At 72.6% G+C, this 13,700-nt stretch carries 14 protein-coding genes; 7 read left to right on the top strand and 7 right to left on the bottom strand.

Annotated features, from left to right (window positions below):
* Positions 1-163: 163 nt before the first annotated feature.
* From N912_RS0105070 to N912_RS0105055, 4 genes are all read left to right on the top strand, one after another.
* A complete protein-coding gene (locus N912_RS0105070) occupies positions 164-907 on the top strand; it encodes a FadR/GntR family transcriptional regulator (RefSeq protein WP_028921584.1) in 744 nt (247 codons plus the stop codon).
* Between the two features lie 305 nt (positions 908-1,212).
* Entirely contained in the window at positions 1,213-1,443 is a 231-nt protein-coding gene (locus N912_RS49580; RefSeq protein WP_051579661.1) for a hypothetical protein, read from the top strand.
* Positions 1,440-2,960: a sodium:solute symporter family protein gene (locus tag N912_RS49575; protein ID WP_051579659.1), complete on the top strand. Its 1,521-nt coding sequence runs from the start codon at positions 1,440-1,442 to the stop codon at positions 2,958-2,960. The genes N912_RS49580 and N912_RS49575 overlap by 4 nt, the downstream gene beginning before the upstream one ends.
* A 3-nt stretch (positions 2,961-2,963) precedes the next feature.
* Positions 2,964-3,689, top strand: a complete 726-nt coding sequence (locus tag N912_RS0105055; RefSeq protein ID WP_028921583.1) for a sulfite exporter TauE/SafE family protein — start codon at positions 2,964-2,966, stop codon at positions 3,687-3,689.
* Here N912_RS0105055 and N912_RS49570 read toward each other — a convergent pair.
* Genes N912_RS49570 through N912_RS0105035 form a run of 5 tightly spaced genes read right to left on the bottom strand, consistent with a single transcriptional unit; the run spans position 3,660 to position 7,087 of the window.
* Positions 3,660-4,688 carry an Ldh family oxidoreductase gene (locus N912_RS49570; protein ID WP_037062816.1) on the bottom strand — a complete coding sequence of 343 codons (1,029 nt, stop codon included), beginning with the start codon at positions 4,686-4,688 and terminating at the stop codon, positions 3,660-3,662. The genes N912_RS0105055 and N912_RS49570 overlap by 30 nt on opposite strands.
* Entirely contained in the window at positions 4,685-4,807 is a 123-nt protein-coding gene (locus N912_RS66400; RefSeq protein ID WP_281176229.1) for a hypothetical protein, read from the bottom strand. The genes N912_RS49570 and N912_RS66400 overlap by 4 nt, the downstream gene beginning before the upstream one ends.
* Complete coding sequence (locus N912_RS49565; RefSeq protein ID WP_211261129.1) at positions 4,804-5,637, bottom strand: NAD(P)-dependent oxidoreductase; 834 nt, start codon at positions 5,635-5,637, stop codon at positions 4,804-4,806. Before N912_RS49565 ends, N912_RS66400 begins: the two co-directional genes overlap by 4 nt.
* Complete coding sequence (locus tag N912_RS0105040) at positions 5,637-6,800, bottom strand: UxaA family hydrolase (protein WP_028921582.1); 1,164 nt, start codon at positions 6,798-6,800, stop codon at positions 5,637-5,639. The genes N912_RS49565 and N912_RS0105040 overlap by 1 nt, the downstream gene beginning before the upstream one ends.
* The gene (locus N912_RS0105035; RefSeq protein ID WP_028921581.1) at positions 6,779-7,087 is read right to left on the bottom strand and encodes a UxaA family hydrolase; all 309 of its coding nucleotides are present in this window, start codon (positions 7,085-7,087) and stop codon (positions 6,779-6,781) included. Before N912_RS0105035 ends, N912_RS0105040 begins: the two co-directional genes overlap by 22 nt.
* Positions 7,088-7,215: 128 nt before the next feature.
* On the opposite strand from N912_RS0105035, the gene N912_RS0105030 reads away from it, so the two are divergent.
* Entirely contained in the window at positions 7,216-7,947 is a 732-nt protein-coding gene (locus N912_RS0105030; protein ID WP_028921580.1) for a FadR/GntR family transcriptional regulator, read from the top strand.
* Here the strand turns inward: N912_RS0105030 and N912_RS0105025 are convergent, their stop codons facing one another.
* Positions 7,948-11,253: a molybdopterin-dependent oxidoreductase gene (locus N912_RS0105025; RefSeq protein WP_028921579.1), complete on the bottom strand. Its 3,306-nt coding sequence runs from the start codon at positions 11,251-11,253 to the stop codon at positions 7,948-7,950. It lies immediately after the preceding gene.
* Between the two features lie 83 nt (positions 11,254-11,336).
* Between N912_RS0105025 and N912_RS0105020 the strand changes: the two genes are divergently transcribed.
* A complete protein-coding gene (locus N912_RS0105020) occupies positions 11,337-12,284 on the top strand; it encodes a cyclase family protein (RefSeq protein ID WP_028921578.1) in 948 nt (315 codons plus the stop codon).
* Between the two features lie 8 nt (positions 12,285-12,292).
* Here the strand turns inward: N912_RS0105020 and N912_RS0105015 are convergent, their stop codons facing one another.
* Complete coding sequence (locus N912_RS0105015; protein ID WP_037063537.1) at positions 12,293-13,057, bottom strand: SDR family NAD(P)-dependent oxidoreductase; 765 nt, start codon at positions 13,055-13,057, stop codon at positions 12,293-12,295.
* Between the two features lie 342 nt (positions 13,058-13,399).
* Here N912_RS0105015 and N912_RS0105010 point away from each other — a divergent pair, with 342 nt between their 5' ends.
* Positions 13,400-13,699 carry a hypothetical protein gene (locus N912_RS0105010; protein ID WP_156993166.1) on the top strand — a complete coding sequence of 100 codons (300 nt, stop codon included), beginning with the start codon at positions 13,400-13,402 and terminating at the stop codon, positions 13,697-13,699.
* Position 13,700 lies beyond the last annotated feature (1 nt).

Genomic DNA, 13,700 nt, shown 5'->3' with positions numbered 1-13,700 from the left:
TGGCAACTGGTTCAACCAGTTGAGGCGAGAAGATTCGTACAGTCCGCGCGGTGGAGCTGTCAATAGTCGCTGGTGAATTGCCTTGCGGCCGGCCGAGTCGGACGGATAGGCTCCCGCACTGGTCGAACCAGTAGCGGGGGAGAGGCAGCTGAACACGAACGACGTGCCGATCGAGCCGGTGCGGCGCCAGCCGCTCAAGGAGCAGACCAAGCGCCGGCTGCTGGAGCTGATCGAGAAGGGGGACCTGCGCCCGGGCGACCCGCTGCCCTCCGAACGCGTGCTCAGCGAGCGGCTCGGCGTCAGCCGGGGCACCGTGCGCTCGGCCGTGCAGTTCCTCCAGGCCCTCGGCGTGCTGGAGGTGCGCCACGGGGCCAGCACCGTGATCGCGCGCCGGCACGACGACCGGGACGCCCTGCAGGCCGAGTGGCGGAACTGGACGGCACGCAACGTGGGCCGGGTCCGCGAGCTGCTCGAGGTGCGGCGCGGCCTGGACGCGTTCGCCGCCGAGTTGGCCAGCCAGCGCCGGCTGCCCGCCGCCATGCAGGAGATGGCCGCCGCCGTGCGCCAGATGCACGCCGCGATGCGGGACAACGACGCCACCGCCGCGGTGCACGCCGACGTGCTGTTCCACCGGACGATCGGCGAGGCCACCGGCAACCTCGCGCTGGTCGAGCTGATCGACCTGATCGGCAACGAGGTCATGCGGGAGCGCGCCGCCCTGTGGACCACCCCCGACCGCCCGAAGCTGTCCCTCGACGAGCACACCGCCATCTACCAGGCGATCGCCGACGGGGACGCGCGGCGCGCCCGCGCGGCGGCGCTGGCCCACCTGGAGAGCGTGGAACGCGACATCGCCACCATGACCGAGGAGCAGGCCGCCGGAACCGAGGCCACGCGCGGCTCGTAAACCTCCGTGGCCCGTGAACGGCGTGGCCCGTGCCGTCGCCCTCCCCGCTTGATAGATCGTTCTAGCGGTTGATAGATCGTTCTAGCGGGACGGACGCGCGCCGCACTCAGAGATCGGCCGGTTCGCGGCTGATGAACTCCGCGACTCACCCTGACAGAATCCCCGACTCGCGGGCGCGGGGTACGGGCGCGAGCGGGTGACCGGGGGATCGCGCCGGCCTTGACCCGAACGTTTCGGAGCCGATAGCGTCCCGGTGACAAGAGGTCTGACCTCCGTCCACCTGACGTCACAGACTGGGGTAACCGATGGCTCACCGGAGAGTCCTGCTGGCCTGGCTGGCGCTCGTCGTCGCCATGATCGTCCTGTACACGTGCGTGCCGCCGGTGTTCTTCAACGACGGGGCCGGACGGATCGCCGGGATGCCCGAGATGCTGTTCTGGTTCACCCTGATGCCGTTCCTGGCGCCGGCGCTGATCGGGGTCGTCTACCTCTACGACAAGTGGGTCCTGTTGCGGACGACCGAGGACGACGCATGAGCGCGCTGGTGGTGCTGCTGGTCGGGCTCGGGCTGACCTTCGTGATCCTGGTGCTCGGCGGGCTGGCCGGGCGGACCAAGAACGACAGCCTGGAGGGCTGGCTGGTCCATCACCGGGGGATGGGGTCGGTGCTGCTGTGGTTCCTGCTCGGCAGCGAGATCTACACGGCGTTCACCTTCCAGGGGCTGGCCGGCTACTCCTACACGAAGGGCGCGGCCGGCTTCTACAACGTGGCCCAGAACGACGTCGCCTACGCCGTCGGTTTCCTGGTGCTGCCGTGCATCTGGGTGCTGGGCAAGAAGTACGGCCACGTCACGCAGGCGGACTTCGTGGCGCACCGCTACGACAGCAGGTGGCTGGGCATCTTCGTGGCGGCGAGCACCGCGCTGATCATGATCGCGTACATCGACCTCAACATCGTGGGGCTGTCCGCGATCTTCAAGGTGATCGGCGGCGACGCGATCTCGCCGGTGATGGGCAATATCCTGGGGTTCGTGGTGCTGGCGGCGGCGGTGTTCATCGGCGGGATCCGGGGCAACGCGATCCAGTCGGTGGTCAAGGACCTGCTGATGTTCGCGGCGGTGGCGGCGGTGTTCGTCACGGTGCCGCTGCACTACTTCGGCGGGTTCGGTGAGATGTATGCGGCGTTCACCGCGAAGATCCCGCACTACTTCGAGCTGCCCTCGCAGACCGCGCGCGACATGGGGCCGACCTGGATGATCACCACGGTGGTCATGACCGGGCTGGGGCAGTGGATGTGGCCGCAGTGGTTCGGCACCGCGTTCACCGCGACCAGCCCGCGAGCGCTCAAGCGCCAGGCCGTGTTCATGCCGTTCTACCAGTTGGTGAAGGTGGCGGTGCTGGTCGTCGGGTTCGCCGCGGTGATCGCGCTGGGCACCGGGCTGGCCGGCAACGACGTGGTCATGCACATCATGAAGTCGATCTTCCCGGACTGGGCGCTGGTGCTGTTCGTGGTGGCCGGCATGCTCTCGGCTATCGTGCCGGCCGGGCCGATCGTGATGACCTCGGCCAGCCTGCTGTCCCGCAACGTGGTGCAGGCGATCCGCCCGGCCACCACCGACCGGACGGTGTTCTGGCTGACCAGGGCGCTGGTGTTTCCGCTGACCGGGGTCGCGCTGGCGCTCACGCTGGCCGCGCCCGCGTTGATCGTGAGCGTGCTGCTGGTGGCGTACGCGTTCATCGCCCAACTGTTCCCCGGGATCGTGGTCGGCGGGCTGTTCTGGACCCGGGCCACCAAGCAGGGCATGCTCGCCGGGCTGCTCACCGGCTGGGTGGTGTGCGGCGCGCTGATGCTGACCGGGCACGACCCGGTGGGCGGGGTGAACGCCGGGCTGATCGCGCTGGGCCTCAACGCGGTGGTGTTCGTGGTGGTCAGCTTGGTGACGGCGCCCTCGGGCACGACGCAGCCGTTGTCGCGGACGGTGGCCGAGATCGCGGCGGAGACGGCGCGGGCCGAGCGGCGGCCGGCCGAGGCCTCGATGGCCCGGGCCTCGTAGGGAGTGGTCCTCGGCCTTGCCGTCGCCGCCGTCGGGTTCGCCGCGATCCTCGGTGGCGCCACCGGGTTCGGCGCGGCGCTGCTGACCACCCCGCTGCTGTTGCTGGTGGGCCTGCCGGTGCCCGAGGTCGTGGTGGTCAACCTGGCCGCGACGCTGGTCACCAGGACGGGCGTGCTCTGCCGGTCTCACCGGCACGTGGACGTCCGCCGGGTGGCGCTGCTGGTGGCGGGCAGCGTGCCCGGGGCCTGGCTCGGCGCCGTCACCGTGGGCATGATCCCGCCGCACGTGCTCAAGCCCGCTGCCGGCGTGCTGGTCGCGCTGGCCGGGATCCGGCTGGCGTTCATCGACGGTGGCCGGCCGAAGCGGCCCGGGCCCGCGCTGATCGCGGTGACCGGGCTGACCGGCGGCTACCTGTCCACCACCACCTCGCTCAACGGGCCGCCGGCCGCCGTGCTGCTGGCGCGCGCCCGCGTCCCGCCGGCCACGTTCATCGCGGACCTGGCCGGCTACTTCGTGGTGACCTGCGCGCTGTCGCTGGCGATCCTGGGGGTGCGTGGGCAGATCCCGCTCGGGGTGCTCTGGCCGGCGCTGCCGATGTTCCTGGTGGCGGCGGTGGCGGGGAACCTGGTCGGCGGTCAGATCGCGCGGCGGCTGTCCGGGCGGGCGTTCCGGCTCACTGTCGTGGTGCTCGTGGTCGTATCAGGCCTCGCCACCGCGCTGGGTTCCTGACGCGACACCCAGGCGCCGTGACCAGTCTGCCAGCTCGCGCAGTGTTCCTTCATCGACGGGCAGCGCCGCCGATTCGTCCACCTCGGACGGCAGCGGGCGACGGGCTCCGGGCAGCCGGCCGCCGCTGTCGGTGACCGAGCGCGCGAGCCTGTCCAGGCGGTCCCGAGCGTCGAGCCGGCCGGCGTCGAGCGCGACCAGCAGGTGCCCGATCCGCTGCGGGCGCCGTTCGTCCGACTCGGCGAACATGTCCGCCACGTCCGCCGACAGGTGCGGCCCGGCCAGCCCACCGGCGAGCGCCTCCACCAGCAGGGCCAGCGCGAACCCCTTGGCGCCGCCCAGCGGGGCCAGCAGCCCGCGCAGGGCCTCCTGCGGATCCACCGTGGGACGGCCGTCGCGGTCCAGCGCCCAGCCCGGCGGCAGCTCCGTCCCGTTCTTCGCGTGTGCCGCGATCTTGCCCCGGGCCACCGTGCTGGTGGCCATGTCCACGATGGCCGGGCGCGGCCGGGCCGGGATCCCGGCGGCCAGCGGCGAGGTGGACAGCAGCGGGCCGGCCGCGCCCCAGGCCGGCATCACGGCAGGGCCGTTGGAGAACGCCAGCGTGAGCTGACCGGCCTCGATGCCGGGAACCGTGTACAGGCCCAGCGCGCCGCAGTGACCCGAGTTGGCCACGCTCACCGCCGCGACCCCGTACCGCTCGCACCGCGCCGAGGCCAGCTCGGCGGCCCGCCACAGCTGCCAGTGCCCGAGCCCGCCGCCGCCGTCCAGCGCGACCAGCGGCCCGGTGTCGTCGACGGTGGTCAGGTCGGCGTCCGGCGGGTAGCCGCCGGCCAGGGTGCGCCGCAGGTAGTACGGCAGCCGCAGCAGGCCGTGCGAGGCGATGCCCCACACGTCGGCCATCACGATGCAGCGGGCGCTGCTGGCGGCGCGGTCGGCCGGCATGCCGGCGGCGGCGAGCAGCTCGGCGGCGAGGGTTCGCGCCCGCGAGACGGTGAGCTTCACGTGACGGCGCTCGCGGGCGGGCGGCCGTCCAGCACGGCGTCGATGTCGTCGGCGAGCACCCGCAGGATGCGCCGCTGGCTCTCCTCCGTGATGCCCGCGACATGCGGGGTGAGGATCACGTTCGGGAGCCCTTCCAGCCGCCGGGGCGGGGTGGTTCGTCGACACGCACGTCCAGCGCCGCGCCGGCCAGCGCGCCCGACTCCAGGGCATCGGCGAGCGCGTCCTCGTCGACCACCTCGCCGCGGCCGACGTTGATCAGCAGCGCGGACGGGCGCATCCGCGCCAACAGCAGGGCGTCGACCATGCCCGCGGTCTGCTCGGTCGCGGGCAGGTGGCAGGACAGCACGTCCGCCCGCGCCGCCACCTCCACCAGCGGTGCCAGCTCGATGCCGGCCGCCACCAGGTCCGGGTGCGCCGGGTCGAGGTACGGGTCGTACGCCAGCACGGACATGCCGAGCGCCCCGCCCAGCCGCCCGCAGGCACGCGCGGTCGCGCCCGCCCCGAGCAGCCCCCAGGTGCGGCCGGCCAGCTCGGTGCCCGGCTCGCGGTCCCACCGTCCGGAACGACACCCCGCGTCCAGCGCGAGCGTCTTACGGGCCAGCGCCAGCGCCAGGCCCACCGTGTGCTCGGCGACGCTGACCGCGTTCGCGCCCAGCGGGGCGGTCACCACCACCCGGCGCGCGGCCGCCTCGGCGAGGTCGATGTTGTCCAGCCCGACCCCGGCCCGAGCCACGATGCGCAGCTCGGGCGCGGCGGCCAGCAGCTCGCGGTCCACCCGGGTGCGGTTGCGCACCACCAAAGCGCGAGCACGGGAGACGAGCGCGGCGAGGTCGTCGCGGGAGGACCAGGCGGCCGGCCGGCGCAGCACCGACCGCCTGGTGGCCAGCTCCTCGAACGGCTCGCCCCACACCTCCTCGGTGACGATCACGTCCACCGGGTCGAGCCGCATCAGGCGCTCTGGTAAAGCCGGGTGAGCACGAACTCCCGGTGTCCCAGCACCTCGGCGCAGGTCAGCCGGCCGTTGACGGTCCTGTCGATGACGTCCATCAGCAGGTCACCCGCGGCGGTCAGGTCGTAGTCGCGGCGCAGCAGCCCCGAGCAGTCCAGGTCCATGTGCTCGGACATGGTCTCGGCGGTCATCGGGTTGGCGGTCAGCTTCACCACCGGCTCGATGGGGTTGCCGATGACGTTGCCCTGGCCGGTCGGGAACAGGTGGATCGCGGCGCCGGCGGCGGCCATCAGCGTGACGCACTCGGCGGCGGCCGACGAGGTGTCCATGAAGTACAGGCCCGGACCCGAGCTGGGCGCCTCGGCGGCCTCCAGCGCGGCGATCACCGGCTTGGTGCCGGTCTTGGCGATGTTGCCCATCGCCTTCTCCTCGATGGTGGTCAGCCCGCCCCGGATGTTGCCCTGCGTGGGCTGCGAGCCGAGCAGGTTCGCGCCGGTGCGCTCGATCATCTCGATGTAGTCGTCGTACATCCGCTGGAAGCGCTGCCGGACGGTGTCGTTGACGCACCGCTGCGCGATCAGGTGCTCGCCGCCGGTCAGCTCGCTGGTCTCGCCGAACAGCACCGTCCCGCCGGCATCCACCCAGCGGTCCACCGCCTCGGCGGTCGTGGGGCAGGAGCCGAGCCCGCTGGTGGTGTCCGACTCGCCGCACTTGATCGAGAGCATCACCTCGTGGCGCTCCACCGGCTCGCGCTGGCGCTCCGAGTCGTCCTGCAGGTGACGCGCCGCGACCCGGGCCGCCCGCTCGATCGTCCTCAGGTCGCCGTTGCGCTCGATGGAGAAGCCGGCGACCTTCTTGCCGGACTTGGCGATGCCCTCCACGACCCGGTCGGTCCAGTTCGGCTCGATGCCGATCACGACCACGGACGCCACGTTCGGGTTCGCGCCGGTGCCGATCAGGGTGCGGAAGGTCAGGTCCAGGTCCGGGCCGAACTGCAGCCGGCCGTAGGCGTGCGGCAGCGCCAGCGTGCCCGGCACCACCTTCGCGACGGCCTCGGCGGCGGCGTTGGACAGGTCGTCCACCGGCAGGATCACCGTGTGGTTGCGGATGCCGACGGTGCCGTTCTCCCGGCGGTACCCGGTCAGGCGACGCTGTTCTGCCACCGTGCGCTCCTTACGTTGTGGACGTGGACGTAGCCGCCGCGCGGGATGTCCTTGAGCGCGACGCCCACCCGCTGGCCGTACTCGACGACGTCCTGGCCTTCGGCGATGTCGACCAGCGCGAGCTTGTGGCCCAGCGGGACCTCGTCACGCAGCTCGACGGTCACCGACAGCGGCCCGCGCAGGTAGCCGCCGTGCACGGTGCCGGGGGTCAGATCCCGGACCGCCACCGCGACCAGGTCGCCGTCGTGGTGGGCGAGAAATCCGGGCTGGTCGGGCGACTCCGCCATCCGATCCCTCCTTGGATAGAGGTCTTACCAATTCAACGGCCCGACAGTAACCCCGATCGGGCGGCGAGACAAGGGTCGATCGGCGCCAGAGGTAAACTGCTCTGACCAATACCGGTACGGAGGTCACGGTGAGCTCGGACCCGCAACTCTGGGCGCCGCTACGGCAGGGCAGCGTCTCCGACCTCATCGCGCGCCGCATCCTCGAGGTCATCGCCAGCGACCGGCTGCGCCCCGGCGACCGGCTGCCGCCCGAGCGGGAGCTGGCCGCCATGCTGGGCACCAGCCGCCCGTCGCTGCGTGAGGCGCTGCGCTCGCTGAAGGCGCAGGGGCACGTCGAGATCCGGCACGGCTCCGGGGTGTTCGTGGCCGACCCGGCCACCACCCGCACCCTGCGCCAGGCGCTGCTGGCCGAGGAGATGAGCCTGACCGAGCTGTTCGACATGCGCGAGGTGCTGGAGCTGCCGGCCGCGGCGTGGGCCGCCTCGCACCAGGACGCCGACCGGCTGGCCCGGGTGCGCGAGGCCTACGACACCCTGATGGCCGCCAGCGCCGAGGACGACGTGGACTGGAGGCGGCTGCAGGAGCTGGACGCCGCGTTCCACATGCGGATCGTGGAGGCCGCCGGCAACCGGTTCCTCACCCGCACGCTCGGGGTGCTGCAGGAGATCCTGGCCAGGGGCATGGAGACGACGCTGCAGATCCCCGGCCGGCTCCAGCACTCCCGCAGGGAGCACGAGCGGATCCTCGACGCGCTCGTCTCCGGCGACCCGGCCGCGGCAAGGCGGGCCGCGAGCGCGCACATCCAGGGCGCCCGCAAGGCCGCCCTCAAGCGGGTCCAGGACTCCAGCGGCGGCGCGTGATCAGGCCTCCAGCACCAGGTCGGTGAGCGGGATGGCCTGGCAGGTCAGGCAGCTGCCGGGCTCGTTCTCCACGGTCGAGAGGTGCGCGACCTCGCCGGCGCGCACCCGCACAACGCAGGACTCGCACACCCCGGTGCGGCAACCGCTGCCCAGCGGGACGCCTGCCGCGTCGGCGGCGTCGAGCAGGGTGCCGGCCTTCGGCGTCCAGGTCAGCTCGCGGCCGGTGCGGGCGAACCGGACGGTGGCCGGGTGCAGCGTCTCCGGGATCTCGATGTCGCTGAAGAACTCCTCGGTGAAGACGTCGAACCTGTCGATGCCCAGGCCGACGAGCTGGTCGGTCAGCTCGGTCATCATCGCGGCGGGCCCGCACAGGTAGACCAGCGGCCGGCTGGCGAGGAACCCCTCCGGCAGGTCCGAGGCGCTGAACCGGCCCTCGGCGCCGCCCGTGAGGTGCTCGTGCAGCTCCACGCCCGGGATCTTCCCGGCCAGCTCGGCCAGCCTGGTGGCGATGGGCGCGGGCTCGTCCGTGGCCCTGCGGGTGTAGACCAGCCGCACCCTCGGTGGCGCCGGCAGGCCGGCGGCGAGCGTCTCCAGATACCCCAGGAACGGCGTCACGCCGATGCCGCCGCCGATGCACAGCACCGTGCGGGCGCCGCCGACCGGGGGAGTGAACGTGCCCGTCGGCGCCTTCACCTCCACGGTGTCCGCCACCCTGCCGTCGACGGTGCCGTGCAGGTGACCGGACATCCGCCCGCCGATGTCCTTCACCGCGATCCGCAGCGCGCCGGCGGTCGCGCCGTCGTTGGTCAGTGAGTAGGCCCGCTGGGTCTCGATCTCCGGCGAGCGGACCTGCACGTGCTGCCCGGGCCGGAACCTCGGCAGCGGGCCGCCGTCCTCCGGGCGCAGGGTGAGCGCGAGCGCCCCGGTCTCGACCGGCTCCCGGGACGCCACCCGGAACGTGCGCCAGCCCGCCCAGTTCCCGGCCGAGGTCTCGTCGTCGCGGCGCACGTCGCAGGCCACCCCGCGCAGCGGCACCGAACCGCTGATCGGGTCGCGGCGCCGGTCGGACAGCGCGGCGTTGATGTTGCTGGTGCGCCGGCCGAGCGCGGTCATGCCCGGGGTGGCCGGCGGCGGCGAGTCGTCCCACCAGCCGTGCTCGGCGATCACCACCCGGTCGTGCAGCTCGTCGTTGAGCCGCACCCGCAGCGTGGCCTGCCCGTCCGGGGTGCGCACCGTGGCCCAGTCGCCCTCGGCCAGCCCGCGCGCGGCCGCCAGCGCCGGGCTGACCTCCACCGAGGGGTCGGGGGAGCGGCGGCGCAGCGAGGCCAGCGAGCGCAGCGACGAGTGCGTGTAGTGGCCGTTCTTCGCGGTGGTCATGACGTAGGGGAACTCGGCGTTATCGGGCGTGACCGGGTCCGGCAGGGTGAACGTCGGCAGCGCGGGCTGGCCGTGCTCGCGCATCAGCTCGGAGTAGAGCTCCACCCGGCGGGTGCCGGTGGCGAAGCCCGCGACGGTGCCGTCCGCACCCTCCGCGGCGTACTTGCGGTCGCGCTGCGCGATCGGCACCCGGATGCCGCCGGGGTTGGCGCGCAGGTCCGCCACGGTGAGGCCGAGCGGCGCGAGCTGATGGTTCCAGGCCGCCTCCAGGTCACCGCCGAAGAACGCCTCCGACATGCCCAGCCGCTGGGCCAGCGCGAACACGATGTCGTAGTCGGACCGGGAGTCCCCGGCCGGCGGGATCATCCGCTCCCGCAGCTGCACCAGCTCCTCGCCCTCGGCGCCGACGTCGAAACCGATCATCAGCCCGGGCCGCTCCGGCGGGGCGCAGACCGGCAGCAGGATGTCGGCGGTGTTCGCCGTCGGGTTCTCGAACATGTCGCACTGCACCTGGAACTCCAGCGCGCGCAGCGCCTTGCGGTTCTCGTCGGACGCGCCCTGCGAGACCACCATGTTCGCGCCGAAACCGACCATCGCCCGCACCCGGTACGGCTCGCCGTCCAGCACCGCCCGGCGGAAGTCGCGGGCCGTCACGTGGCCCTGCACCGGCGGCCCGAGCGGCATCTCCCGGAAGCCGAGCGCCTTCTCCCGCTCCGCCCTGGGCAGGATGGAGAACGCGCCGAGCGGGTTCGCCGGCTGCTTGTTCACCCAGCGCAGCCCGCCGGGCTGGTCGTAGCTCCCGAGCAGGGCGTAGAGGACGCCGAGCGCCCGCTCGGTCTGGGTCGCGTTGGTGTGCTGGCCGACCCCGGTCCAGGAGTAGTACGAGACCCGCCGGTGCTTGGTGAGCAGCGCGTAGAAGTCGGCCAGCTCGGCGGGGTCGATCCAGGTGGTCTCGGCGACCCGCTCCGGCGTCCACTCCGCGACGTGCTCGGCGAGCAGGTCGAACACCGGCCGCACGGTCCGCCCGTCGGCCAGGGTGAACTCGCCGCGCAGCGCCACGTCGTGCGGGCGGGCGAGCGGACGGCGGGTGTCGTACGGCCTGGGCTCCGAGGCCCACACGAGGTAGTGCTCGCCGGCGCGGGCCAGCTCGCCGGTGGCGGTGTCCACCAGCAGCGGGGCGTTCGTCCAAGCCCGGACGAACTCCTCGTCGTAGCGGCCGCTGGAGATCATGTGGTGGATCGCGCCGAGGGCGAGCGCACCGTCCGTGCCCGGCCTGATCCGCACCCACAGGTCGGCCTGCTGGCCGCTGCCGCCGCGCTTCGGGTCGACGACCACCACCTTCGCGCCGTCGCGGCGGGCCTCGGCCACGGCGGTCGCCGAGGTCAGCCAGGTGCGCGCCGGGTTGTGGCCCCACAGGATGATCAGCTCGGCGGCCCGGTAGTCGGGGGTGCCGATGCCCTTGCCGTAGGTGAACGCGTGCGCGAAGTTCTTGTGCCAGCCGCAGATCTCGGTGGCGTAGACGATGTTCGGGCTGCCGAAGTGGCGGACGAAGTGGTTGACCAGGTCGGTGCCGTCGACCATCGGCGTGCCGCTGGAGGTGGTGACCGAGAAGGCGACCGCCTCGGGCCCGCTCTCGGCGCGGATGGCGACCAGCCGCGCGGCGATCTCGTCGAGCGCCTCGTCCCAGCCGATCGGCACCCAGCCGGGGTCGTCGGCGTCCTTCGGGTTCGTCCGCCTCATCGGCGTCGTCAGGCGCCGGGGGCTGTGGGTCAGCTCCGGCATGGCCCGGCCCTTGGCGCACAGCGCGCCGCCGGTGGGGTGCCCCGGCAACGGCTCGACCGCGACCAGCCGGTCGCCGTCCAGCACCGAGACGGACCCACAGTGGGACTTGCAGAGCGTGCAGTACCCGGTCACCCGACGTTGGCCCATCCGTCCATGATGCCCCGGCCCGGGCGATTCGACAGGTCGAGCTCGCTGCTAGAAAAGGCGGACGCCTATCCCGGAGGTTGACCGTGACACGTCCGAAGTACGACCAGCTCCCGGCCGCCGACGGGGGAGCCCGCTCGGCATGGGGGCAGTTCGGCGACGACGACTGCGTCGGGACGATCAATCTGCAGACCCCCGAGCGGATCGCCGCCGCCGCCCAGCTGGTCCGGCGAGGGGCCGTGTTCTCGCTCAACGCCCCGCTCAACCTGATCGAGCCGCCGATGTACGACAGGGGCGTCGACCGGCGCACGACCCTGGAAACCCGCCCCGGCCGCACCTTCGACGACGTGCACGACAACTTCTACCCGCAGGCCACCAGCCAGTGGGACTCGCTCGGGCACATCGCGTTCGACAGCGGGCGGTTCTACAACGGCGCGAGCACCGAGGACGTCAGGGCCGGCCGGCGCAACACGATCGAGCACTGGGCCGCGCGCGGCATCGCCGGCCGGGGCGTGCTCCTGGACATCGCCCGCACGGCACCGGCCGGCTACCGGCCGGGCACCAGCCACGCCATCACCGTCGCCGAGCTGGAGCGGGCGCGCGAGGCCGCCGGCGTCGAGTACCGCACCGGCGACATCCTGCTGCTGCACACCGGCTTCCTGGCCTGGTACGTCGAGCAGGACGCGCCGGCCCGCAAGCGCCTCGCCGCGAGGGAGACGCTGACCGCGGCGGGCATCGAGCACAGCGAGGAGATGGCCGCCTACCTCTGGGACAGCGGCCTGAGCGCGGTCGCGGCGGACAACCCGGCGCTGGAGGTCTGGCCGCCGGACCTACAGCCGGAGGCGTGGCCGTTCGGCTTCCTGCACCAGATCATGATCGGCCAGCTCGGGCTCGCGATCGGCGAGCTGTGGTGGCTGGCCGACCTCGCCCAGGACTGCGCGGACACCGGCGTGCACGAGTTCCTGGTCACCGCCGCTCCGCTGCACGCCCGGGGCGGCATCGGCTCGCCCGCCAACGCGCTCGCGCTGAAGTAGGGCCGGAGCTAGCCGATGCGCAGGCCGCCCTGGACGGGCACCAGGGCGCCGGTGACGAAGCCGGTGTAGTCGCTGGCCATCAGGAGCACGGCGCCCGCTACGTCGTCGGGTGTGGCGTTGCGGCGAAGCGCGGTGGCCCGGGCGTTGGCCGCCTTCTCCGCGTCCGGGATGAACTCGCTCAGCTCGGTCAGCACCATGCCGGGTGCGACGATGTTGACGCGCACCCCGGACGGCCCGAGCTCGAGGGCGAGGGTGCGCATGGCGGCGGCGACCGCCGACTTGGCGACGCTCACCGCACCCATCCCGCCGACCGGCGTGCGGGCCACCTCGGAGCCGATCGCGATGATCGAACCGAACCGGCGCTCGACCATACCCGGCGCGACGGCCCGCACCGGACACAGGCACATCCGTAGCTGGTCGGTGGTCTTGTCCAGGGTCAGCGACGGGTCCTGGGCCACCAGGGGCGTGGGGACGAACGCCGAGCCGGACACGGCGTTGAGGACCAGCGTGTCCACCGGACCTGCCCGCCGGGAGAGCTCGTCGCACGCGTCCGCGACCTGCCGCTCGTCGCGGGCGTCGGCGCGCAGCGCGAACGCGGTACCGCCCGCGTCCCGGATGGCCGAGACGACCCGCCCGGCGGGCTCCTCACCCCGGTAGTAGTTGACGCCCACCGCGGCGCCGTGGCGTGCCAGCAGCCGGGCCGTGGCCGCGCCGATGCCCCGGCTCGCGCCGGTCACGAAGGCCACCCTGCCGGACATCAACCGGTCAGTCATCACCAGCTCCTCCGTCAACCAACCACTTGGTTGACAACGGTACGGCTACCGGGAGCGCCGCGCAACCGACTTCGACGTCTCATGATCGACACAGTTGGCCGCGTGCCGGAAACCGGCGACGGAATGCACACCGTTGCCTCACCGTGATAGGAACGGTGATCACACCGTTATCCGTGATAGTCGTTTACTCACCGGCAATCCGAATGCGGTTCTACTACTCACAGGTAGCTTCCGCGATTCTATATATTCCTTGCCACGCACACCGATCGGGTGACTAAGGTGCGGCTGGCAAGTTGAAAAGAGTGTGCACCATAGCGTGCATTCTTGACCCTAGGAGGAAATGTGCATCGCATCATGCGCGTCGCCGCCGTGGCCGCCACGGCCGGGGCGGCGGCGTTGGTCATCGGGGTAGGCACCGCGAGCGCCGCCGCCCCCGCACCGGTGGCCCCGGCGGCCGCCTCGGCATCGGTCGCCGCCCCGACGGCGGCCTCCCCGGCCGTGGCGAACGTCAAGGCCCAGGGCGGCGCCGGAGGAGCCCAGGGCGGCGGTGGCGCGGCCGGCGGAGCGCAGGACACCGTGAACGGCGCGCTGTCGACGGTGAAGAACCTCGTCACCGGCCTGCTCGGCCTGCTCTTCGGCTGAT

Source organism: Actinospineispora acaciae DSM 45401 (genome assembly GCF_000620785.1).
Taxonomy (GTDB): domain Bacteria; phylum Actinomycetota; class Actinomycetes; order Mycobacteriales; family Pseudonocardiaceae; genus Pseudonocardia; species Pseudonocardia acaciae.
The sequence above is the reverse complement of the archived record's forward strand: the minus strand, read 5'-3'. Positions and strand labels throughout refer to the sequence as shown.